This window comes from Mesorhizobium sp. ORM8.1 (assembly GCF_053005525.2).
Window position 1 is genome coordinate 1,303,062 of the sequence record NZ_CM132600.1, and the last position, 23,090, is coordinate 1,326,151.

Annotated in this window: 21 protein-coding genes and 4 pseudogenes; 14 read left to right on the forward strand and 11 right to left on the reverse strand. The window is 62.4% G+C overall.

All coding sequences use genetic code 11. The features are described from left to right. Positions 1-2 precede the first annotated feature (2 nt). The 5 genes and pseudogenes from ACVDG8_RS06910 to ACVDG8_RS06930 all read left to right on the forward strand — a co-directional run bounded on the left by ACVDG8_RS06910 (position 3) and on the right by ACVDG8_RS06930 (position 4,096). Positions 3-530 carry an O-acetyl-ADP-ribose deacetylase gene (locus tag ACVDG8_RS06910; RefSeq protein WP_447254046.1) on the forward strand — a complete coding sequence of 176 codons (528 nt, stop codon included), beginning with the start codon at positions 3-5 and terminating at the stop codon, positions 528-530. A gap of 179 nt (positions 531-709) precedes the next feature. Continuing rightward, complete coding sequence (locus ACVDG8_RS06915; RefSeq protein WP_447254047.1) at positions 710-1,021, forward strand: hypothetical protein; 312 nt, start codon at positions 710-712, stop codon at positions 1,019-1,021. 39 nt (positions 1,022-1,060) lie between these two features. Beyond that, entirely contained in the window at positions 1,061-1,438 is a 378-nt protein-coding gene (locus ACVDG8_RS06920) for a hypothetical protein (protein ID WP_447254048.1), read from the forward strand. Positions 1,439-1,459: 21 nt separating this feature from the next. Further along, positions 1,460-1,840, forward strand: a complete 381-nt coding sequence (locus ACVDG8_RS06925; protein ID WP_447254049.1) for a hypothetical protein — start codon at positions 1,460-1,462, stop codon at positions 1,838-1,840. A gap of 292 nt (positions 1,841-2,132) precedes the next feature. After that, positions 2,133-4,096, forward strand: a pseudogene (locus tag ACVDG8_RS06930) (acetyl/propionyl/methylcrotonyl-CoA carboxylase subunit alpha). Between the two features lie 109 nt (positions 4,097-4,205). Here the strand turns inward: ACVDG8_RS06930 and ACVDG8_RS06935 are convergent. From ACVDG8_RS06935 to ACVDG8_RS06960, 6 genes are all read right to left on the reverse strand, one after another. Further along, positions 4,206-5,375 (reverse strand): glycosyltransferase, encoded by a 1,170-nt coding sequence (locus ACVDG8_RS06935; RefSeq protein WP_447254051.1) that lies wholly within the window; start codon positions 5,373-5,375, stop codon positions 4,206-4,208. A gap of 50 nt (positions 5,376-5,425) precedes the next feature. Beyond that, positions 5,426-6,778 carry a glycosyltransferase family 39 protein gene (locus ACVDG8_RS06940; protein ID WP_447254052.1) on the reverse strand — a complete coding sequence of 451 codons (1,353 nt, stop codon included), beginning with the start codon at positions 6,776-6,778 and terminating at the stop codon, positions 5,426-5,428. Between the two features lie 304 nt (positions 6,779-7,082). Beyond that, positions 7,083-8,204 carry an ABC transporter substrate-binding protein gene (locus ACVDG8_RS06945; RefSeq protein ID WP_447254053.1) on the reverse strand — a complete coding sequence of 374 codons (1,122 nt, stop codon included), beginning with the start codon at positions 8,202-8,204 and terminating at the stop codon, positions 7,083-7,085. 373 nt (positions 8,205-8,577) lie between these two features. Continuing rightward, positions 8,578-8,754, reverse strand: a complete 177-nt coding sequence (locus ACVDG8_RS06950) for a hypothetical protein (RefSeq protein WP_447254054.1) — start codon at positions 8,752-8,754, stop codon at positions 8,578-8,580. Further along, positions 8,736-9,002 carry a sel1 repeat family protein gene (locus ACVDG8_RS06955; RefSeq protein WP_447254055.1) on the reverse strand — a complete coding sequence of 89 codons (267 nt, stop codon included), beginning with the start codon at positions 9,000-9,002 and terminating at the stop codon, positions 8,736-8,738. Before ACVDG8_RS06955 ends, ACVDG8_RS06950 begins: the two co-directional genes overlap by 19 nt. A 125-nt stretch (positions 9,003-9,127) precedes the next feature. Next, positions 9,128-9,442, reverse strand: coding sequence for a hypothetical protein (locus tag ACVDG8_RS06960; RefSeq protein ID WP_447254056.1), 315 nt, complete (start codon positions 9,440-9,442; stop codon positions 9,128-9,130). Here ACVDG8_RS06960 and ACVDG8_RS06965 point away from each other — a divergent pair. The 5 genes and pseudogenes from ACVDG8_RS06965 to ACVDG8_RS06985 all read left to right on the forward strand — a co-directional run bounded on the left by ACVDG8_RS06965 (position 9,441) and on the right by ACVDG8_RS06985 (position 13,243). Next, positions 9,441-9,782 (forward strand): DUF2147 domain-containing protein, encoded by a 342-nt coding sequence (locus ACVDG8_RS06965; protein WP_447254057.1) that lies wholly within the window; start codon positions 9,441-9,443, stop codon positions 9,780-9,782. The two genes, ACVDG8_RS06960 and ACVDG8_RS06965, sit on opposite strands and share 2 nt — an antisense overlap. A gap of 196 nt (positions 9,783-9,978) precedes the next feature. Then, positions 9,979-10,131: a hypothetical protein gene (locus tag ACVDG8_RS06970; protein ID WP_447254058.1), complete on the forward strand. Its 153-nt coding sequence runs from the start codon at positions 9,979-9,981 to the stop codon at positions 10,129-10,131. Between the two features lie 47 nt (positions 10,132-10,178). After that, a complete protein-coding gene (locus ACVDG8_RS06975; protein ID WP_447254059.1) occupies positions 10,179-10,382 on the forward strand; it encodes a hypothetical protein in 204 nt (67 codons plus the stop codon). A 171-nt stretch (positions 10,383-10,553) separates the two neighbouring features. Beyond that, positions 10,554-12,012: pseudogene (locus ACVDG8_RS06980) on the forward strand (AMP nucleosidase). Positions 12,013-12,244: 232 nt separating this feature from the next. Next, positions 12,245-13,243 carry an endonuclease/exonuclease/phosphatase family protein gene (locus tag ACVDG8_RS06985; protein ID WP_447257254.1) on the forward strand — a complete coding sequence of 333 codons (999 nt, stop codon included), beginning with the start codon at positions 12,245-12,247 and terminating at the stop codon, positions 13,241-13,243. 135 nt (positions 13,244-13,378) lie between these two features. On the opposite strand, the gene ACVDG8_RS06990 is transcribed toward ACVDG8_RS06985, so the two are convergent. From ACVDG8_RS06990 to ACVDG8_RS07005, 4 genes and pseudogenes are all read right to left on the reverse strand, one after another. Continuing rightward, positions 13,379-13,660 (reverse strand): hypothetical protein, encoded by a 282-nt coding sequence (locus ACVDG8_RS06990; RefSeq protein WP_447254060.1) that lies wholly within the window; start codon positions 13,658-13,660, stop codon positions 13,379-13,381. A 206-nt stretch (positions 13,661-13,866) separates the two neighbouring features. Next, a pseudogene (locus ACVDG8_RS06995) lies at positions 13,867-14,349 on the reverse strand (DUF922 domain-containing protein); the annotation flags it as partial. Between the two features lie 145 nt (positions 14,350-14,494). Then, a complete protein-coding gene (locus ACVDG8_RS07000) occupies positions 14,495-16,198 on the reverse strand; it encodes an electron transfer flavoprotein-ubiquinone oxidoreductase (RefSeq protein ID WP_447254061.1) in 1,704 nt (567 codons plus the stop codon). A gap of 176 nt (positions 16,199-16,374) precedes the next feature. Continuing rightward, a complete protein-coding gene (locus ACVDG8_RS07005) occupies positions 16,375-16,590 on the reverse strand; it encodes a hypothetical protein (RefSeq protein WP_447257442.1) in 216 nt (71 codons plus the stop codon). Between ACVDG8_RS07005 and ACVDG8_RS07010 the strand changes: the two genes are divergently transcribed. The 3 genes and pseudogenes from ACVDG8_RS07010 to ACVDG8_RS07020 all read left to right on the forward strand — a co-directional run bounded on the left by ACVDG8_RS07010 (position 16,505) and on the right by ACVDG8_RS07020 (position 19,112). Then, positions 16,505-17,095, forward strand: coding sequence for a hypothetical protein (locus ACVDG8_RS07010; protein WP_447257255.1), 591 nt, complete (start codon positions 16,505-16,507; stop codon positions 17,093-17,095). The genes ACVDG8_RS07005 and ACVDG8_RS07010 overlap by 86 nt on opposite strands. Positions 17,096-17,141: 46 nt before the next feature. Further along, positions 17,142-18,059, forward strand: coding sequence for a uracil-DNA glycosylase family protein (locus ACVDG8_RS07015; RefSeq protein WP_447254062.1), 918 nt, complete (start codon positions 17,142-17,144; stop codon positions 18,057-18,059). A gap of 241 nt (positions 18,060-18,300) precedes the next feature. Continuing rightward, positions 18,301-19,112, forward strand: a pseudogene (locus ACVDG8_RS07020) (helix-turn-helix domain-containing protein). A gap of 2 nt (positions 19,113-19,114) precedes the next feature. On the opposite strand, the gene ACVDG8_RS07025 reads toward ACVDG8_RS07020, so the two are convergent. Then, complete coding sequence (locus tag ACVDG8_RS07025) at positions 19,115-20,062, reverse strand: DMT family transporter (RefSeq protein WP_447254064.1); 948 nt, start codon at positions 20,060-20,062, stop codon at positions 19,115-19,117. 215 nt (positions 20,063-20,277) lie between these two features. On the opposite strand from ACVDG8_RS07025, the gene pepN reads away from it, so the two are divergent. After that, complete coding sequence (gene pepN, locus ACVDG8_RS07030) at positions 20,278-22,923, forward strand: aminopeptidase N (RefSeq protein ID WP_447254065.1); 2,646 nt, start codon at positions 20,278-20,280, stop codon at positions 22,921-22,923. Positions 22,924-23,090 lie beyond the last annotated feature (167 nt).

The window sequence follows — 23,090 nt, forward strand, 5'->3', positions numbered from 1 at the left end:
CGATGAGCGTCCGCGACAGGATCCGCATCCACACCGGCGACATCACCAGGCTGGCGGTCGACGCCATCGTCAATGCGGCCAATTCCTCGCTGCTTGGCGGCGGCGGCGTCGACGGCGCCATCCATCGCGCGGCGGGCCCGGAGCTGGAGTCCGAATGCCGCATGCTCAACGGCTGCAAGACCGGCGACGCCAAGCTGACCAAGGGCTATCGGCTGCCGGCGCGCTATATCATCCACGCCGTCGGGCCGGTCTGGCAAGGCGGCGGCAAGGGCGAAGCCGAACTGCTTGCCTCCTGCTACCGGCGCTCGCTTGAAATCGCCCGCGACCATGATTGCCGCACGATCGCCTTTCCGGCGATCTCGACCGGCATCTACCGCTATCCCAAGGACCAGGCGGCCAGCATCGCCATCGCCACGTCAAGCGACTTCCTGCGGCAAAACGCTGTGCCGGAGGTCGTTACTTTCTGCTGCTTCGACGACCAGACGGCCGACTTTTATCGGCGGGCCGTTGCTGGCTTTGGGGAAGGCTAAACTTATGGACCGACAGATTTCCCAATACAGGCGGATGCGAATTTCCAGGCGCCAACTGGCGCAGGTCAAAAATATTCGCTATTGCTCAAGCTGCATTGGGGAATTTGGGCGGGCTGGACATGATTTCGAAATACTGCCGCAAGTCGACTGTGTCGATACTTGCAGGATCTCTAATATTCATGGCTCCGGCCGCCGAGGCCGCGGGATCGCTGGCCGGCAGCAAGGGTCACGTCCACTATCCGGTATACTTCCCGCCTGGCACGAAGGGAAACTGCGGCAAGGCTTACGACGCTTATATCGCGGCGGGCGGCCATTCGGCCTACGCTTCCACCCCGATCGCCCGGATGACGGAATTCTTCATCTGCGGCATATCCGTGAATGCCAAGAGCCAGCAAGCCGCGGAAGATCTCGCGCTGCGCAACTGCCAGGGCGGCTTGAAGAGATACAAGTTCCAGACCAGCGGAGCTTGCGGCGTCGCCGCGTCCAAATAGACGACACACAACACGGTTTTTCTTTCTGGGAGGGACAGAATGAGGTTCGCGGTTTTCAAACAGATGGCGGCATCGGTGCTGGCGGGATTGCTGATTGTTACAGCTCCCGGGATTGGCATGGCCGCGTCGCTGGCAGGCAGTGTGGGCGACAAGCGCTTCCCGCCGCCTTTGGCGATGAACCCCAAGGACCAATGCAGAATGGCCTACAATGCCTATGTCGCCGCAGGCGGCCATTCGGCCTACGCAACGACTTTGTACACGCGCGTGAGAGACCTCTACGTCGTCTGCGGCAAAGCGCTCAACGCTCCGTCCCAGCAGGCCGCCGAGAACGCCGCGATGCGCAACTGCCAGGGCGGCCTGAAGAAGTGGCGGCTCAATACGGCGAGCGGCGGCTGCTACCTCGCGGCGTCGAAATAGATGGCAGATCGGAATTTTTCCATGTGGGGCAACGCGAATCTGAAATTGGTGGCCGCATCCCTGCTTGCCGGAGCACTCGTCGTGGCAACCGTAGGCGCGGCGACGGCGGAATCTCTTGCAGGCAAGATGGGCGACAAGCGGTTTTCTCCGACCTTGTCACTCGATCCCAAGGAAGCCTGCTACAAATCCTATCTCGCCTATATCGCCGCGAGCGGCCACTCTGCCTACGCCACGACATTTTATTCGCGTGTCGTCGATCTTCACATTTTCTGCAGCGTCAAGCTGAACGCGCCTTCGCAGAAGGCGGCAGAAGATATCGCCTTGCGGGCCTGTCAGAGCGGCTTCAGCCGCTGGAAGGTCAAGACCGCAAGCGGCGGCTGCGCGATCGCCGTTTCGAAATAGGCGACTTCCCGCCAGTTGTAGAGCACTCCCTTGGTAAGGGAGAGGTCGACACTACGCGTATGCTCGCTTGGATAGGTTGGCAGGCCAGCGCCCCCCTCTGTCCTGCCGGACATCTCCCCCACTTGGGGGAGATTGGCTGTCGTCACGGCTTTCGCCAATTGTCACCGTTAAAACAGGCGCGGCGGCGCCGCAGCTGCTGATCTCCCCTTGTGGGGGAGATGTCCGGCAGGACGGAGGGGGGCGCGAAGGAACGCTTGCCTTTCCCCAAGCACACATCCACCGCGGAGGTCCCATGTTCGGCAAGATCCTGATCGCCAATCGCAGCGAGATTGCCTGTCGCGTCATCCGCACCGCCCGTAAGCTCGGCGTGCGCACCGTCGCCATCTATTCGGATGCGGATGCGCGCGCGCTGCATGTCGAGATGGCGGACGAGGCGGTGCATATCGGCGCCTCGCCTGTTGGTGAAAGCTATCTGCGCGGCGACAAGATCATCGCGGCAGCGCTTGCCACCGGCGCCGAGGCCATTCATCCCGGCTACGGCTTCCTGTCGGAGAACCCCGATTTCGTCGACCAGGTTACGGCGGCGGGGCTCGTCTTCATCGGCCCGTCGGCCGCCTCGATCCGCGCCATGGGGCTGAAGGACGCCGCCAAGCGGCTGATGGAAAAGGCCGGCGTGCCGGTGGTGCCGGGCTACCATGGCGAGGCGCAGGAGATCGTGCTGCTTGCGTCCAAGGCGCGCGAGATCGGCTACCCGGTGCTGATCAAGGCGCGCGCCGGCGGCGGCGGCAAGGGCATGCGCCGCGTCGACCATCCCGACGATTTCTCCGAAGCGCTGTCCAGCGCGCGGCGCGAGGCCAAGGCCGCCTTCAGCGACGACCGCGTGCTGGTCGAGAAATATGTCGACAAGCCGCGCCATATCGAAGTGCAGGTTTTCGGCGACAATTTCGGCAATGCCGTGCATCTTTTCGAACGCGACTGCTCGGCGCAGCGCCGCCACCAGAAGGTGATCGAGGAAGCGCCCGCCCCCGGCATGACGCCTGAGCTGCGCGAGGCGATGACCGAGGCTGCCGTGAAGGCCGCCCAGGCGATCAGCTATTCGGGCGCCGGCACCATCGAGTTCATCGTCGATGCTTCGCAAGGGCTCAAACCCGACCGTTTCTGGTTCATGGAAATGAACACGCGGCTGCAGGTCGAGCATCCGGTGACTGAGATGGTCACCGGCGTCGACCTGGTCGAGTGGCAGTTGCGCGTCGCTAGCGGCGAAAAACTGCCGAAGGCGCAGGATGAGATAGCGCTTGCCGGCCACGCCTTCGAGGCGCGCGTCTATGCCGAGGACGCCGCGAAAGGGTTTTTGCCGGCGACGGGAACGCTGCACCATCTCAAATTCCCGGACACAGCGCCGCAAGGTGCTGAAATGCGCATCGAGACCGGTGTGCGGGCCGGCGACGCGATCTCGCCCTTCTACGATCCGATGATCGCCAAGCTGGTGGTGCACGGCAAGGACAGAGACGCGGCCCTTGCCGCGTTAGGCTCCACCTTGGCGCGAACCGAGGTGGTCGGCTCGACCGTCAACACCGCCTTCCTCGCGGCCTTGGCCGCCGACGCCGATTTCGCTGCTGGCAATGTCGATACCGGCCTGATCGGCCGGCATCAGGAGGCGCTCACCACCCCGCCCGCGCCGAGCGACGAGGCGATCGCCGCGGCGGCGCTGGCGGCAACCGATGCCGGCGCGCCGGGCGCGGCCGGCGATCCGTGGTCTTCACTGGCGGGCTATGCGCATTTCCACACGCCTCGCGGCGCACCCGGCTGCGCTACGGCGAGGAAACCATCCTGGCCCGGATCTCTGCGCGGTCGGACGGCCGCTTCCAGGTGGCGCTGGAGGCGCCGCACGACGCGATCAATTCGCATGATCTGAGAAATCTGCCGCGCAGCGTGCGCTGGCCCGGCCACGTCACCGTGTTCGAGGGCGCGGTCGGCCATATTTTCACCGTTCCCGATCCGCTGGCCAAGGCGGACGAGGCAGGGGCCGCGTCAGGCAGCCTGCGCGCGCCGATGCCCGGCCTGGTCAAACTGGTGCGCGTCGCGATGGGCGATACCGTCAGCAAAGGCCAGCCGCTGCTGATCCTCGAGGCGATGAAGATGGAACACACCATCGCTGCGCCGCATGACGGCGTCATCGCCGAAATCGCGGCGGAGGGCGCGCAGGTCAGCGACGGCACCGTGCTGGTGCGGTTCACGGAGGATGGCCAGGGGTGAGGCGGCTGGATCGGCGCCTTTTTTGCCGTCGTGCCACTGGTTGATGTCGTAACTGGCGTTCTTGAGGTCGCCCTTCTCGTCGAATATGACGTCGGCAGCCATCGCTGGTCTACACGCTGAGCGCCTTTGTCGCATCGCTCGGGCGTTTTCTTACTCTCCAGGTAAAGACCGACGTGGCCGCATAATTCCAAACCGCGCCAAGCAGGATACCGGCCAGACCCGCCGACCACCACCTATAGTGATCGTTCGCGAATAGGTAATTTGCAATGCCGACATTCGCGAAGGCACCCACGGAGCATACGAGCATGAAACTGAACAAGCCAAAAATCACCTTCTTGACGCCCCGTAGTCGTCTATCGCGATAGGTTAGCGTGTTGTTCACAAAGAAATTGAAGACCATCGCGGTGAACGTTGCGACGCCTTGAGCGGCTATAAAATCGACAAGGCCGGTAGCGAGAAGCACCGACAACACGACCATATGAACGAAGACGCCAAGGCCGCCTATCAGGGAAAAAGATATGAAGCGCGCTGGAAGGACGTGACCGACCAGTTTGTCGACCAGCAACATCAGATATTCCCATGTAACCAATGCATCTAATTTGCTCTCGCCGGCCTGCCTTGTTCGAAACTGGTAGGCGACCTCTCGAATTTTCAACGGATACTTCGAGGAGGCGCAGATATCCAATAGGATTTTATAGCCTTGACCCGATAGATCTCTTACCGAATTATCGAAAGCCGATCTCGTAATAGCGAAAAATCCGCTCATTGGGTCGCTGAGATCGCTTTTGGTCACAATCTTGGCGAGCCATGTTGCAAACGCACTAATTTGCGCCCGGCGCTTGTCCCAGGAACCCACCCCGCCACCCTCGATATACCTTGAACCAACCACAAGATCAGCGGCGTTATTCTCCAGAATTGAAAGCATTTCCGGTATGATATTCTCGTCATGTTGGAGATCCGCATCGATTACAACTATGAACGGGGCTGTCGTACTAAGCATTCCTTCGGTAACGGCAGTCGACAGCCCACGCCGGCCAATGCGGTGAATGAGGCGAATTCCGGGAACAATGGTGGCCAACTTTGCAACTTCAGTTCTCGTTCCGTCAAAGGAATCGTCGTCGACAAAAACGATCTCATGGTCTCTGCCCTTGAGCACAGCCCCAACGGCGGCGGCGATCCTGGAAACATTCGCAAATTCATTGAATGTCGGAATGATCACTGAAACCAATGGGGCAAAATGCGACTTGGCATTTTGACCTTCTCTGACATCGATATTCAAAGTCCCCCCGGGTTATTTGAGCTTCGTAGCGTACTACGATGGAACGAAACTTACCAATGTAGAAGCGGGTCCGCTTCCACAATCGTCAACTTTCCAGCGGCGATGAGTTTGGCGATGGCGTCGGGAGGAAGATGACCGGTGAGAATTTGTTGGTTGGTGTAGAAGGGATCAACGACGAAGGGTTTTCCCGAACGGTAACTGGCGAGCGTACAGAAACAAGTCGCATCGCCAGGAGTGTTTTTGAGGCGGGCGACCGTGGCGGACATGGCGGCCTCGCGCGCGGTTATTTCCGTGTGAAAGTCGGGATCCACCAACAATTTGACAGGCTCCAGGCGCGCGGATGCCACCAGGCGGAGACAAATGGCGAGCAGAAGAACAAATTGCAGCTTCTCCGGCGACCAGCGCCGGGCGAGCGGCAAAACTGGCGCGTATGCGAAAGCGAGGCCGGTGGCAATAGAGACGCCGAAGACCAGTTCGAATTGCGCGTTGTAGGCCACGCCATCACCTGTTTTCTGGACAAAGAACATCAGGAGGCCAAGCATGTTCAATAGATTGCAGAAGCGGATATTGGGATCGGCCCTGCGCGTAATACCGACGTAAATCCAGGCGGCCAGGCCAACGGCAATCCATTGTAGATGCCCGATGGCACCGACGGCATGTTTTAACATATAAGCGCGCGGCGACCTCAAATTGCTGAAGAAGTCGGGACCGAAGGCGAGATAACAAAGGATAAATCCCAGGACGATGGCGAACGCTGCCAGGAGGGCCGATTTAACCATCTGTCGCGGCCGGTTGATGCCCAACCAGATCATCGCCGTCAGCGGCATCACCACGATGTTGTGTTTGATGAACCCAGCGCCCACCATCAAGAGGATGGGCAAGGCATAGCCGCGATCCTGCGATCTAGCCTGCAGGAAGGCAACAAAGCCAATTGTCATGACCGCCTGCGCCAACAAATGAGGGTCGTCCATCCCGACATAACCGGTAAAAAAGCGGCACATGGTGGCGACAAAAAACAGCGCGCCGATGCCTGCGGAGGTCGCGTCGCCACCCAGCAGGCGGGCCGCGCGGAAAACACCCCAAGCGATCACCAGCACGGCTGCGAGCGACAGCAATCGCCCGGCCAGAACGGGGTCACCCATCAATCGTCCCAGACCGCCGACGATATAAAAGGAAAGCGGGGGATAATTATTGGCGATCAACTGATGGGCAGCGGGATAGAGCGGCATCCGCCCCATCGCCGCGTCGGCATAATAGGCGTTCCATCCCTCATTGGTATCGATCTCGATATTTAGAAATGCCCGATAGACCGGCCACGAGGCCGCCAAGGCGGTTAGCAGGGAGAGACAGCCAATCATGATCGACACGCGGCGGCTCAAGAAATTCCCGCTGGCCTGGTTCATGGTTGAAGTCATTTAGCACCAGGTTCGAATCTGATTTTGCGAATGGGGTAATGCATCCTCCGCCACCATCACGCCTGGCGAACAGGTCGGCATGTGTTAAAGCTAGGGAAGGAAAGAGGCAATAGAACCATAATGTTCATTTCGTTACTTTAAAAGTCTCTCGCTTGCAATGAAATTACTCAGCGGCACGTTATTTCCTCCGAAGGCGAAATACAGAGACGTAAAATACAATGTTTCAAAAAAGAAATGGCCGGGATGAATCCGGCCATTTCTTGCTTTCTGATCGCCGAAGGCGTGTCAGAAATTACGGCTTGATCGGCGCGTATTTGCCGTCATGCCACTGGTTGATGTCGTAGCTGGCGTTCTTGAGGTCGCCCTTCTCGTCGAAGATGACGTCGCCGACGACGGTGCTGATCGGCTTGCCGTCCTTCAGCGCCGCGGCGACCTTGGCCGGATCGTCGGTGCCGGCACGCTTGACGCCTTCGGCCACTGCCTGGACGACGGCGTAGGAGAACAGCGTGAAGCCTTCCGGGGTGAAGCCGCCGGCCTTGATCTTGGCGACCGCGTCCTTGGCTTCCGGCTTTGCCTGCGGGTCGGACGGGAACACGAACAGGGTGCCTTCACCGGCCGGGCCGGCAACCTGCCAGAATTCCGGCGAGGCGATCGAGTCGGGCATGATCAGCTGGAACTTGACGTTCTGCTCGGCAGCCTGGCGCAGGATCAGGCCGGCCTCCGGGTGGTAGCCGCCGAAATAGACGACGTCGGCCTTGAGTTCCTTCAGCTTGGTGACGAGGGCCGAATAGTCCTTTTCACCGGCGTTGATGCCTTCATAGTCGACTTCCTTGAGGCCACCAGCGTTCATCGTCGCCTTGACGGCGTCGGCGACGCCCTGGCCGTAAGCGCTCTTGTCGTGCAGGACGACGACATTCTTGCCGGCATATTTCTTGGCGATCCACGGGCCGATGAAGGCGCCCTGCGCGTCGTCACGCGTATAGAGGCGCATGATCGTCGGCCAGCCGGACTTGGCTGCGGCGTCGGTCAGCACCGGGTTCGACGAGGCCGGGCTCATCATCAGCGTGCCGGCTTCGGCATAGACGGCCGAGGCCGGAATGCTCGAGCCCGAGCAGGCGTGGCCGTCGACGAACTTGACGCCGTTGGCGACGATGCGGTTGGCGACCGAGACCGCCTGCTTCGGATCGCACTGGTCGTCCTCGATGTCGAGCTTGATCTGGGAGCCGTTGACGCCGCCCGCCGCGTTGATCGCGGCGGCGGCGGCCTGGGCGCCCTGCTTGAACTGATCACCGATGGTGGCGAGCTGGCCGGTCATCGGGCCGACCACCGAAATGGTGATGTCGTCGGCGAAAGCAACCGGGGCGCTCATCATCAAGCCAAATGCGGCCGCGCTCAAAATACCCAATTTTTTCATGGCTATAAGAACTCCTCCACTTATGCGCGGCGGCATGGCCGCGCTTGTTCCACAGAGCCGGGACAATTTCATCCTTCGCAGAAACTGTCGAGAGGACAAAACGAGAGGTTTTGGTTCATTCAAGAGAGGATTTCTTGGGCCACGCATCCGCGTTATTACCTAAAGCGCGTCGCGTCGAAGCGGATTTCATGCGACGCGCTTTAGGTCGCTGCTTGACGCATGTCGTCGTCGCAAAACCGAAGCCACTTTTGCGCAACATGCATCGGCGTAATGCAAAAAGCCGCGCCAACCTTATACCGGTCGGTCGCGGCTTTTGCAGTCGAGCTCCCTGGACGCCCCCGCGCCTGAAACCCGCTCGCTTCCCTGTTTCTTCTTATGGACCGTGATCGTATCCGAAAACCGGATTCCACTTTTCGGGATCATGGTCGGCGCGGCTTCTGGCTTGTTGACCTGCCACGTTCTTGGTCTTTTTAGTCAGCCGTCTTGCCGCGGCCTTGTCCCCATAAACCTTCGAGCGTTCGGCTCGCCGGATCAGTGCATCGTCATCCATTCGCGCGCTTCGCGCAGCGCCCTGGCGATATCGGTCTTCGACATCGTGGCAGACAGCTCCGAGCGCAATTCGGCGGCGCGGGTCGAGCCCTTGATGGCGGCGATGTTGAACCATTTGTGGGCGGCGACGACGTCGGTCTCGCAATCGCGGCCGGTCGCATACATCATGCCCAGTTCGAAAAGAATGTCGGCCTGGGCAGTTGCCCCCATGGCGCCGACACCGGCTTCAAGCATTTCAAAACGTGCCATTTCAATCCCCTGTCTGGCTCCCGAGAGCTGCCTCCTTCTGTCCCCGGTGTTCGCTTGGGGTGGGCCGCTCTTTCGATGCTTTCGAGGATGACGCCTGGCCTTGAATCCGTCGTTAAATGGCGTGCTTAATTTGAAGAAAACAAAGCTAAAACAAGAGGTAAACGTGGAAGTTCGTTAAGCATGGGAATCCAGCGATTGCGCCGTTTTGCATCAAATTCGATGAAAATGCCGCGAGCCGGAATCAAGACTTCGCTAACCACGGAAACCGAAGCCTTTTTCGTCACCCGTTCATTTTCGGCGATGCGGACTGCCAAAATCCTTGCAACCTTCCGCGGCGGCACCGCTTTTGTTTTGGCGGGAGCTGGATTAGCTTTACCTTTGCGTAAGGGGCAGACGGGCGGATCGTAGCCCCGCCGGTAACCTACAGGGAGGACAGACATGTTTCGAAAAGTAAGCTTGGCCCTGGCGGCCACCTTGATTATGGCGGGCGCCGCATGGGCCGACCCGATCGAGGGCAATTGGAAGACGCAGGCCGGCGACACGGCGTTGATTTCCGGCGGCGGTTCGTTTTCCATCACGCTGAAATCCGGCAAATATGCCGGCAAGACCATCGGCTCGCTGAAAGCGGCCGGCGAGAACAAGTACACGGGCAACATCACCGATCCGGCGAACGACAAGACCTATTCCGGCAAGGCGACGCTTGCCGGCACCTCGCTGAAGATGAGCGGCTGCGTGCTGGGCGGCCTGATCTGCAAGAGCCAGACCTGGCACAAGCTCTGACCGCCTGACAGCGGACCATCCGAAACGGGGCCAAGCGGCCCCGTTTTCTTTGAGTGACAGCGCTTCTGAGCGCCGTCTCCCGGCCCCGCGCCGGCGCTCAAGCCCTCGTCAACCAATTTGAACCGCAGATGAATGCCGGTCTCAGAACCGGTTCAGAGGCATTTTGGCATTCTCTCCCGCATTGAAGGAGAGAGACATGCTTGCCCGTCGCTTCACCATCGTCTGCCTGCTGATGAGCCTGTTCGGCATGGCCTTCGCCATTCTGGTGGCCGAGGCCGGCCATCCGGCCCGCTCCTGGGAAATGGCCGGCAGCTGCCAGCCGAATTGCATGAACCAATTCAACCGCTGAAACGACCAAGCTGAAACAAGCTGACTGAGAACTGGGACACCACGACCATGAACCGCTTCACCACCCTTGCCACGAAGAGCCTCCGGCTGCTGCCGCGGGCGACGCTCTTCCTGATGCTGCTCGCCGTTCCGGTGCTGGCGATGCCGATGATGCGCGCAGACACGGGTCACAGGATCGAGGCGCCGGCGCACAAGAACCGGAGCGTCGGCTTCGTGCTGCTGGTCACCCTGCAGCGCGGGCAAAATTCATAGCCTTCAGGTAACGCCCGCCGACTTCAATCCCGACGCGCCTTAGGCACAACGCAAGAAAAAACTCAGCTTCAGACCTCTCTCAGCCTCGTCTCCCCTCCCAACCGTCATCCTGAGTCTCTATATTGAGCCATGGAAAAGCGAATCTATCCCCAAGCCATCGAATCGGTCGTCATGCCGGAGCCCTTCGGCAAGCGAAGCTTCACCGAGGCCAAAAAGGCCGTCGCGGCGCTACAGGCGCTTTACGACCGCAACACCAAATTCCTGCGTGACCTTTGCAGCACTTGCCGCCGGCGGCGACGAAAGCAAGCGCTATCGGGCCTTCTATCCGCAGATCGCCGTCACCACGACCTCATTCAGCCAGGTCGACTCCCGCCAGGCCTACGGCCATATGCCGACGCCCGGGAATTTCTCCACCACGATCACCCAGCCGCTGCTGTTCGAGAATTACCTGAACGAGCAGTTGAAGCTGATCATGCGCAATCACGGCGTGTCAGTGACGGTGTCGGAATCGACGACTCCCATCCCGCTGCATTTCGCCTTCCTCGAAGGCACCTATGTCGACGGCGCCGCCGCCGAGCGCATCAAGCGGCCGATCCGCGACCTGTTCGACGTGCCCGACCTTGACGGCACCGACGACCAGATCGCCAACGGCACCTTCGAGGTGGCGTTCGGCGAGCCGAGGCCGCTGGCGCCGTTCACCGCGCAGCGCATCGACTATTCGCTGCACCGCATGACGCATTACACGGCGACCAGCCCGCAGCATTTCCAGAATTTCGTGCTGTTCACCAACTACCAGTTCTATATCGACGAGTTCGTCGCGCGTGCCCGCGACCTGATGGAAAAGGGCGGCGACGGTTACAGCGAATTCGTCGAGCCGGGCAATGTCGTCACAAAGGCCGGGGCCAGTACGCCGAGCGAAGGCTCGCCGCCGCCGCGCCTGCCGCAGATGCCGGCCTATCACTTGAAGAAGCCCGGCCATGGCGGCATCACCATGGTCAATATCGGCGTCGGTCCGTCCAACGCCAAAACCATCACCGACCACATCGCGGTGCTCAGGCCGCATGCCTGGCTGATGCTCGGCCACTGCGCCGGCCTGCGCAACACGCAGGCGCTCGGCGATTATGTGCTGGCGCATGCCTATGTGCGCGAGGACCACGTGCTGGACGACGACCTGCCGGTCTGGGTGCCGATCCCGCCGCTGGCCGAAATCCAGGTGGCGCTGCAGGAGGCGGTGGCCGAGGTAACCGGCCTGTCCGGTTACGACCTCAAGCGCATCATGCGCACCGGCACCGTCGCCACCATCGACAACCGCAACTGGGAGCTGCGCGACCAGCGCGGGCCGGTGCAGCGGCTGTCGCAATCGCGCGCCATCGCGCTCGACATGGAATCGGCCACGATCGCCGCCAACGGCTTCCGCTTCCGCGTCCCCTACGGCACGCTGCTGTGCGTTTCCGACAAGCCGCTGCATGGCGAATTGAAGCTGCCCGGCATGGCGACCGAGTTCTACAAGCGGCAGGTGGCGCAGCACCTCACCATCGGCATCCGGGCGATGGAGAAGCTCGCCGAAATGCCGATGGAGCGGCTGCATTCGCGCAAACTCAGAAGTTTTTCCGAAACGGCCTTCCAATAAGCGATCATCGTCGAACGTGGCGAGGCAATCGGTCATCTTGCTTGAGCCGCAATTTGGCAGATAAGCGATCCGGATGGATGGCCTGGAGCAATTTCAGGAAAAGTGCGATGCGGTTTTCCGTCCGAAATTGCGTAAGAACAAGAGACAGGGCATTTCGCCGTTTCTGTGAAACGGTGAAATGCCTTGGAACAACGGTCGGAGCGATATGACAACAGGCGGTGCGCGCTTGAGCATGATGGCTCAGCTGACATTCCTGGCGATGACGGCGTTCTCGGCAGCACTGCTGGCTGGGTTCTTCGGCGCGCTGCATCCGGCCTTCGATTCTTTCTCGCATTTCCGCATGCATCTGGGCCTGCTGACGGCGCTGCTGGCGTTGCCGATGCTTGCCAGCTCCTATCGGCTGCAGGCGGTCGCCGCACTTGTCTTTGCCGTCGCCTGCTTCGCCACGACGACCGGCGCGTTGCCCGGATTGTCGCCCCAGGCAGTGGCCAAGCCGACGGACCGAATGGTCTACAGCCTGCTGCAGATGAACCTGCGCTTCAACAATCCGACGCCGAAGAAGGTGCTGTCGCTGATCGGCCGCACCAATCCCGACGTGATCACCCTCGACGAAGTGTCGGGAATGTGGGCGACCGAGCTCGGCTATATCGCCAGCGCCTACCCCTACCGCATCCTGTGCGACTACCCCAATGGCGTGTTCGGCGTCGCGCTCTTGTCGCGCCGGCCGTTTGCCGCCGGCACCGCGCCGCATTGCGAACCGCGCGGAGCGATGGCGATCGCCACGATCGATTTCGGCGGCATCCCGGCCGATGTCGCCGCTATCCATCTGAGCTGGCCGTGGCCGAAGGAGCAAAACTGGCAGATCGGCGAGCTCGCGCAGCCGCTGGCAGCGCTCGGCGAGACCGCGATCATGGCCGGTGACTGCAACGCCGTGCCGTGGAGCGCCGCCGCGCGGCGGGTGGCGCGGCTCGGCGGACTGACGCTGATGCCGTCGGCCGGCCCGACCTGGATCCACCGGACGCTGCCCGATTTCCTGCGCCGCTATGCCGGCCTGCCGATCGACCAGGTGTTCAGCAAGGGCGGCGTGACGATCCTGTCGTCGAGCCGGCTGGAGGATACCGGCTCCGACCATCTGCCGGTGCTGGTCGAATTCACCCTGCGGTCCAGCGACAAGCAACCCGAGGATGAATCGGCGCTGGCGGCGAACGATGCGCCGAAGCCGCGCGGCTAGAGCGTTTCACCGTTTCACGGAAACGGCGAAGCGCCCTAGCTCCTTGTTTTTGAAGCATTCCGGACGGAAAACCGCTCACACTTTTCCTGGAATTGCTCTAGCAGGGTGTTGAAGAAGTGGCCGGACTGCAAGCGATCACTTGCTGTCGGCTGACCACTCCATGTCATTTTTCAAATCATCGAAGCATGTCATGCAGACCCATTCATAGCAGGCACCCTTCGAGTAGTCGTCGCCAGTTGCGTAGCCTTCGTGCTCGATGTCCGGACCTTCGAATTCAGCGAATTTAGCCCAGCAAGCGGCGCAGTGGTCGTGATCCCACTTTTCGCTCCAGCGGGCGTAGCGGCGACGTTGCAATCGAAGCCCTTTGAGGTGGTTGGCGTTGTCGATCCGCCATTGCTTGTCTTGTTTGACCGTCATCTCGAGTCCGCTTTGAGTTTGGGCAGCCGCACCAGATTGTAGGCGGCGGCCGCGAAGGTGAAGGCCCACCCGACGCGGTCGCGGCCGCGCAACTTCGTCTTCCCGATCAAGCGGTGGACCAGCCGGTCGACGTGCCCGCCCGGGCGATGCTCGCGCGCGTCGAAGGCGTTCTGTCTCGCTTCATACTCGGCATAGATCGTGTCGATCCGGCGCCGAGCTTCCTTGTGAAGGTTCGTGCAAAACCAATTGTCAGGCCGCTCGAGTCCGCCAAGCGCGGCGTCGGTCTTTCGCATCATCTGTTTTGCGATGCGGCCGTGCGTATGCTCGTGTTGACGCACGCCAGCCATGAAGCGATCCCAACGCCTGTTGAACACCGGGCCTGCCGGCGAGAGCCGGCGTGGAAAGGTGTAGGTTACGTCCATCGTGCCGGTTGCCTGACGAAGCCGGCAGATGCCATCGTCACGCGTCACGTCGAGTTTCCAGTGCACGGTGTAGCCGGTTTCGGCGATTGCGCGTGTGGCGTGACCATGCCTCGGGCCGAGACCATCCATGGCCTCGATCAGCTCCGCGCCAGTGGCGCCGGCGACGTCATACATGCGTACACGCTCGGTAATTTTGGTATCGGCGCAAGCGATGCCACAAGAGAGGAGGCAGGCAATCGCCGCTATCGCCAGCTTGGTCGGCCGCATGTCCCGCCTCCTTGTTCGGAAGCGGAGCAGACCACACTCGGCGCGCGGCTTCAACGGCCCTTGGTCGCTCACATGCCCTGGTAGACCGGCACCTCGCCGGCTTTTTCCTGGGCGGCGGTCGAGACAGCCCGGCCGGCCGCGGAGCTCACATGCCCTGATAAACCGGGCCTTCGCCGCCTTGTGGCGGCACCCAGTTGATGTTCTGGTTCGGGTCCTTGATGTCGCAGGTCTTGCAGTGCACGCAGTTCTGCGCGTTGATGACGAAGCGCACATCCTTGGCCGACGGGTCAGCGGCGGCGTTGCCGTCCTTGTCCACCCACTCATAGACACCGGCCGGGCAATAGCGGGTCGAGGGGCCTGCGAAGACGTCGTGCTCGGAGCGCTGCTGCAGCGCCATGTCGCCGACGATCAGGTGGGTCGGCTCGTTCTCTTCATGGTTGGTGTTCGACAAAAACACCGAGGAGAGCCGGTCGAAGGTCAGCACGCCATCCGGCTTCGGATAGGCGATCTTCTGATGCTTGGCCGCCGGTTCGAGCGTCGCATAGTCGGCCTTGCCATGCTTCAGCGTGCCGAAGGGCGAAAACCCGAACAGCGTGTTCAGCCACATGTCGAGGCCGCCGAGGCCGACGCCGACGACGGTGCCGAAGCGCGACCACAGCGGCTTGACGTTGCGCACCTTCTTAAGGTCCTTGCCGATGTCGCTGCCGCGCCAGGCTTCCTCATAGGAAGCAAGCTCGTCATTGGCGCGGCCGGCGGTGATCGCCTCGGCCACATACTCGGCCGCCAGCATGCCGGACAGCACCGCATTGTGCGAACCCTTGATGCGCGGCACGTTGACGAAGCCGGCCGAGCAACCCATCAGCACGCCGCCCGGGAAGGACAGTTTCGGCACCGACTGCCAGCCGCCCTCGGTGATGGCGCGCGCGCCATAGCCGATGCGCTTGGCGCCCTCGAAGGTGCCGGCGATCGCCGGATGCGTCTTGAAGCGCTGGAACTCCTCGAAGGGCGACAGATAGGGGTTTTTGTAATTGAGATGGAGCACGAAGCCGACCGCCACCTGGTTGTCCTCGAGATGATAGAGGAACGAGCCGCCGCCGGTCTTCAGGTCGAGCGGCCAGCCGAAGGTGTGCTGCACCAGGCCCGGCCGGTGGTTTTCCGGCTTGACCTGCCAGAGCTCCTTGAGGCCGATGCCGTATTTGCCTGGCTCGCGGCCGTCGGAAAGCTTGTATTTGACGATCAGCTGCTTGGCCAAGGAGCCGCGCGCGCCCTCGCCGATCAGCACGTATTTGCCCATCAGCGCCATGCCGGGCGCGTAAGCCGGCCCGTGCGTGCCGTCCTTCTCGAGGCCCATGTCGCCGGTGATGACGCCGCTGACGGCGCCGGCCTCGTTGTAGACGAGGCTGACCGCGGCAAAGCCCGGATAGATTTCGACGCCGAGCGCCTCGGCCTTGGTCGCCAGCCAGCGGCAGACATTGCCGAGCGAGACGATGTAATTGCCGTGATTGTTCATCAGCGGCGGCATCAGGATGTTGGGCAGGCGGAACGAGCCGGCCGGCCCGAGCACCAGGAAATGGTCGGCGGTGACCGGCGTCTTGAACGGGTGACCCTCCTCCTCGCGCCAGCCGGGCAGCAGGCGGTCGATGCCGATCGGATCGACGACCGCGCCGGAGAGGATGTGCGCGCCGACCTCGCCGCCCTTTTCCAGGACGACGACCGAAAGATCGGGATTGAGCTGCTTCAGACGGATTGCGGCGGCAAGACCGGCAGGACCCGCTCCGACGATCACCACGTCGAATTCCATGCTTTCGCGTTCGATATCGCTCATCGACCCCTCGTTGGCTTGCCGCATTCTCGCATTGTGCTGGCTCATGCGCTGCATAGCGCATCAATTCGCGACGCGAAACCGGCGCTGACGTGACAACGCCGATTTCGACAAAAAGTCGCGGTTTTCCTACGAAGTGGGTGCAGCTTTGGCCAAGGCCAGGACCAACCGGGTTGCAAGACCAGCCGGCTGCCCGCATCTTTTTAATTGTTCGACGGCTTGGTTATCGGCAATACTTGGCGCATGCGCATGCTTGAGCCGTCAGGCTTTCCCTTGAAGCGCTTGCTCTTAACGCCCGGCACCGCCTGGCGCGCGGTTCTTCCGCTCTTGTTTTTGACCGTTCCTGCGCTTGTTTTATCCGTGCCGGCTTTTGTTTTATCCGTGCCGGCGCTGGCCGATCCGGTGAAGGTCTGGACCACCGGCGCCTATTCTTTCTCCGACGAGCTTGGCGGCTTCCGCATCACCGGCGCTTCCGGCATCGGCACCAAGGAAGACCCGCTGGTCATCAAGGAGGAGCTGAACACGGCGACGCCGGTGACGCTGACCATCCGCGCCACCAAGCCGATCGAGCCGTTCGGCAAGGCCGGCGAGGTCGCCAACGGCGTGATGTATATGCGCATCGACGTGCTCAACAACAGCGCCCTGCCCTGGGTGGAGTTCCAGTTCGAGCTGCAGGAGATCCTCGACCAGCCGAGCGTGTTCGGCGACGGCCTGTCCTTCGACCAGCGCAACAAGATCCCCGACAACATCTGGTCGAGCAATTTCGCCGATTTCGACCGCCGGTTCGAACCTTATGACCAGCTGTTGTTCAAGAACGGCAAGGTCGATCCGCTGAAGACGGCGACTTTCGATTTCCTGGTCACCGACTACACGCCGCGCTGGACGTTTTATATCGTGCAGGATCCGCGCATTCCCACCGGTTGATATCACCAAACTTGCAAATTGGCGCCGCGCGGACAATGGTGGCGCCATGACTGCCGCCTCCCCCAACACGTCAGCCGAGATCGCCGAACTGCTCGCCTTCTACGCCAGCGCCGGCGTCGACGATGCGCTTGAAGACGCGCCGATCAACCGCTTCGCGGAGCCCAAGCCGAAACCGGCAGAGCGCCTTCGCCCGCCAGCCGCGCCCATCGCTGAAAGCAGGCCCCGCGAACAGCCGGCGGCCCAGCCCCGCTTTGAAGCAGCGCCGCCACGGGAGCAACCAGCACCCGGCCTGGATGCCCGCAACATTCCGGACGCGCCCGTCCGCATGGCCACGGCCGCCGTCCCCGATGAGGCGCAGGCGCTGCTTGCGCGCCAGCTTGCCGCAAGCGCCTCGACGCTCGAGGAACTGCGCCAGCACATGGCCGGCTTCGACGGCTGCAACCTCAAATTCACCGCCAAGAACCTGGTCTTCGCAGACGGCAACCCGAATGCCGACCTGATGCTGGTCGGCGAAGCGCCGGGCCGCGACGAGGACCTCGAAGGGCTGCCCTTCGTCGGCCGCTCCGGCCGGCTGCTCGACCGCATGCTCGCCGCGATCGGGCTTGACCGCAACGCGGCCTATATCGCCAATGTCATTCCCTGGCGGCCGCCCGGCAACCGCACGCCGACGCCGCACGAGACCGAGATCTGCCGCCCGTTCATCGAAAGACAGATCGAGCTGGTCAATCCCAAAGTGCTGGTCAATCTCGGCGGGCCGTCGGCCAAGACGCTGCTCAACACGACCGAGGGCATCCTGCGCCTGCGCGGCAACTGGCGGGTGCACACGACAGCCTCGGGCACCGCCATTCCGGCGATGCCGACGCTGCACCCGGCGTATCTCCTGAGGACGCCGGCGCATAAGAAGCTCGCATGGCGCGATTTCCTCGAAGTGAAGGCGAAGCTGAAGGGGCTGGCGACTAGCTAATCTCCCCCTTGTGGGGGAGATGGCTGGCAAGGCAGAGGAGGCGCTGTCCCGCCAACCTGTCAGCTTGTATGTTACACCAGCTGAGAAATAATCAGGATTTCAAAGGCTAGCGATCCTTCGCGCCCCCCTCTGTCCTGCCGGACATCTCCCCCACAAGGGGGAGATCAGCCGGCACAGGCGCCTTCACCAATAACCTCCCGGGTAATTGAAATACGCCCCTCCCCGGCCTAGTCCTATCCCCATGATCACATCCGATATTTCCGCCGGCAACCTCATTCGCGAATGGCGCACGCGGCGGCGCATGAGCCAGCTCGATCTCGCCATGGAAGCCGATATCTCGCAGCGGCACTCTCCTTCGTCGAAAGCGGCCGCGCCCGGCCGTCGCGCGACATGGTGCTGCATCTGGCCGAGCAGCTGTCGATCCCGCTCAGGCAGCGCAACCAGCTGTTGCTTGCCGCGGGCTTCGCGCCGAGCTTCAGCGAAAAATCGCTGACCGATAAGACGCTGGCCCCGGCCATGGCCGCCGTCGAGACCGTGCTCAACGGTCACGAACCGTTCCCGGCGCTGGCGGTGGACCGGCATTGGAATCTCGTCCTGGCCAATGCCGCGATCGCGCCGTTCCTTGCCGATATTTCCGAGCCGTCCCTGCTTCAGCCGCCGGTCAATGTGCTGCGGCTCAGCCTGCATCCGGCCGGTGTCGCGCCGCGCATCGTCAACCTGGCGGAATGGCGCGCGCATCTCCTCGAACGGCTGAAGCACCAGAACGACGCGACCGGCGATCCGGTGCTGATCGAGCTGGAGCGCGAGCTGCGCGCCTATCCATCCGGCCTGAAGAGCGGCCGCCCGGCGCCGCTCGAGCCGAGCGGCATCGTGCATCCGATGCGGCTGGCGCATGGCGACCAGGTGCTGTCCTTCATCAGCACGATCACCGTGTTCGGCACGCCGCTCGATGTCACGCTGTCGGAACTGGCGATCGAATCCTTCTTTCCGGCCGACGAGCAGACGCGGACGGTGCTGGTGCGGCTGGCAAAGGAGCGGGCGCAGTCGTCGTAGCCTCACCCCTGCGGCGGCGCGGCCTTTCTGGTGCGCGTGCGCTCCAGGCCGAGCTGCCGTTCGCGCCAGATGATGAAGATGCCGGCGGCGACCACGATCATGCCGCCGACCAGCGTGTTGAGCGATGTCACGTCGCCGAAGACCAGATAGCCGACGACGAGGCCGAGGATCATCGAAGTATATTCGAAAGGCGCCACGACCGAGGCCTCGGCGTGGCGGTATGCGGCTGTCATCAGGATCTGGCCGAGCCCGCCGCAAAAGCCGGCGGCGACAAGCAGCGCTGCCTGCGCCGGCGTCAGCGCCTGCCAGCCGAAAGGCAGCGTGAAGAGCGACAGCACCGTTGCCGTCGAGGAGAACCACAGCACGATGGTCGCCGTCTTCTCGGTCTGTACGAGATTGCGCACCAGAAGCATGGCGACCGCCGAGATCGCCGCCGCGATGAGAACCGCCACGACGCCCAGCACTTCCTGGTCGTCCAGCCCCTGGTCGGAATTCAAGAGCGTCAGTTCCGGCCAGGAGATGATCAGCACGCCGACCAGGCCGACCGCGACCGCGCTCCAGCGATAGACGCGGATCGATTCGCCGAGGAAGACCGAAGAGAACACCACCACCAGGAGCGGCTGCGCATAGTTCAGCGTGATCGCCTCCGGAAGCGGCAGCCTGGTCAGCGCGAAGAAGCCGAGCCCCATGGCGCCGACGCCGACGACGCCGCGCGCGATGTGGTTGAATGGCCGCTTGGTGACGAATGCCGTGCCCAGCTGTCGCTTGAAGGCCAGGAAGGCGATGATCGGGAAGATGGCGAAGAAGGAGCGGAAGAAGACGATCTGCCCGGCCGGCACGTCGCCCGCCGACTTGATGCAGGTCTGCATGCCGACAAAGACCGCCACCGAGACGATCTTCAACGCGATGCCGCGCAGCGTATTGTGGCCGACGGCGTGATCGACGGTCATCTTGCCTCGTGAAAATGGGCGGAAAACGAAGCCGCGAAATAGGCCAAGAGCAATTCCAGGAAAAGTGTGTAGCGGTTTTCCGTCCGGAATTGCAAAAAGACAAAGGGATAGAGCAGTTTTGTCGAGTGACCGTTTCGTGTAAAGAGCGCGCACCTCAAAATTCTTGGATCAGCATTGTTCGCTGTCCGACCGAAATCGACAGGAAAACCAAGGGAATGCGCACCGATACCGGCCATGTCTTCAGGCTCGAAGACTATCGCCCCAGCGATTATCTGATCCCGAAAACCAGCCTCGACTTTCGACTGTCGCCGGATGCGACCCGCGTCACTGCCGTGCTGACCATCGCGCGGCGCGAAGGTGTGGCCGCCTCGGCGCCACTGGTGCTCGACGGCGACGGACTGACGCTGCTCAGCGTTGCCATTGACGGCAAGACGCTGCCGTCTGCCGACTATCAGGCGACGCCGGACCAGTTGACGATCCCGACCCCTCCGGCTGCACAGCATTTCGAACTCAGCCTCGAAACCGAGATCGCGCCGGACGGCAACGAGGCGCTGATGGGTCTCTATCGCTCCAGCAATGTCTATTGCACGCAGTGCGAGGCCGAAGGCTTTCGCCGCATCACCTATTTCCTCGACCGGCCCGACATCCTGTCGGTCTACACGGTGCGTATCGAGGCGCCGCACAATGAGGCGCCGCTGCTGCTTTCCAACGGCAACCCTGTCGAAAGCGGCGCGCTGGACGGTGGCTGGCACTACGCTGTCTGGCACGACCCCTTCCCCAAGCCGTCCTATCTTTTCGCGCTAGTCGCAGGCGCGCTCGGCAAGGTGGCGGACAGCTTCACCACGACGTCCGGCCGCGCTGTCGAGCTCGGCATCTATGTCGAGCCCGGCAAGGAGCGGCTCGCCGGCTATGCGATGGACGCGCTGAAGCGCTCGATGAAATGGGACGAGGAAGCCTTCGGCCGCGAATACGATCTCGACGTCTTCAACATCGTTGCCGTGTCCGACTTCAACATGGGCGCGATGGAGAACAAGGGCCTCAACGTCTTCAACGACAAATATGTGCTGGCCGACGAGGAAACCGCGACGGATGCCGACTTCGCCAATATCGAGGCGATCATAGCGCATGAGTATTTCCACAATTGGACCGGCAACAGGATCACCTGCCGCGACTGGTTCCAGCTCTGCCTGAAGGAGGGGCTGACGGTCTATCGCGACCACGAATTCTCCGCCGACCAGCGTTCGCGGGCGGTCAAGCGCATTGCCGAGGTGCGGACGCTGCGTTCGCACCAGTTCCCGGAAGACCAGGGCCCGCTGGCGCATCCGGTCAGGCCGCGCCGCTACCGCGAGATCAACAACTTCTACACGGCGACCGTCTACGAAAAGGGCTCGGAAGTGGTGCGCATGATCCGCACCATTCTCGGACCCGAAACCTTCCGGGCCGGCATGGATCTCTATTTCGAGCGGCATGACGGCGAAGCCGCGACGATCGAAGATTTCGTCAAAGTGTTCGAGGATGTGTCCGGCCGCGACCTGGCGCAATTCGCGCTCTGGTACCACCAGGCCGGCACGCCGAACCTGACGGTCAGTTCCGCGCACAACGCGGCGGCAAAGGAATTCACGCTGGAGATCGAGCAGTCGGTGCCGCCGACGCCGTCGGAAAGCCGCAAGCGGCTGATGCACATCCCGCTGGCCTTCGGCCTGGTCGGCGCCGGCGGCAAGCCCGTCACGTGGGCCGCCGTCGAGGGCGCTGTCGTGGAGGATGGCGTCATCCACATCCGCAAGCGACGGCACACGGTCCGCTTCTCCGGCATAGCTGAGCGCCCCGCCGTATCGCTCAACCGCGGCTTCTCGGCGCCGATCACGCTTTCGGTGCAGCAGAAGGCCGACGACCAGTTCTTCCTCGCCGCCCATGACAGCGACGCCTTCGCGCGCTGGCAAGCGTTCAACACGCTGCTCACCGACGCGCTGATCGCGGCCTTCCGCCAGGTGCTGGGCGGCAAGGAGCCGGCCTTTACGGCAAAGCTCGCCGCACTTGCCGGCAAGATCGCCGGAGATGAGACGCTGGAGCCGGCCTACCGGGCGCTGGCGCTGACGCTGCCGGGCGAGGCCGATATCGCCCGTGACATCGGCAAGGGCATCGATCCCGACGCCATCTTCACCGCGCGCGAAGCGCTGGCGCGGGCGATCGCTGCGGCAAACCGCGAGGGCTTCTCGGCGCTCTATGATAGCCTCGGCGACGACGGCCCGTACACGCCGGACGCGGCGAGCGCCGGGCGACGCGCGCTGCGCAACACCTTGCTGGACTATCTTTCGCTGCTGCCGGAGGGTGCTGCGCTTGCCGCGCGGCACTTCAACACCGCCACCAACATGACCGATCGCGCCGCGGCACTCACCGTGCTGGCGCACCGCCATGCCGGTTCGCGCCAAGCCGAGGCGGCGCTGGCCGCGTTCGAGGCGCGCTATCGCGGCGACGCCCTGGTGCTCGACAAATGGTTCCAGATCCAGGCCAGCGTGCCCGGTGCGCAAACCGTCGACAAGGTGCGCGAGCTTATGCAGCACGAAGCCTTCTCGATCGCCAACCCAAACCGCATGCGCTCATTGATCGGCACCTTCTCCAGCGCCAACCAGACCGGCTTCCACCGCGCCGACGGCGAAGGTTACCGCCTGTTCGCCGTGACGGTGTTGGAGGTCGAGAAACGCAACCCGCAGGTCGCGGCCAGACTGGCGACAGCGCTGCGGTCGTGGCGCTCGCTGGAACCCGGACGTCAGGCCAAGGCCAGGGACGCGCTGCTCCAGATGGCGAAGGCGGAGAACCTGTCGGCGGATCTGCGCGATATCGTGGAACGCACGCTGGCGTGATTGGCGATCTCCCCCACGAGGGCAGGGCAATCGCATATGAGTTTTACGAAGAGGACCCCCACCCCCTAACCCTCCCCACAAGGGGGAGGGAACGCTACCGCACGCCACCCTTTTTTGGCGTCGAACCTAGGCGATTTGGGTTGTGTGCGTCAAGTTCTGCAAAATTG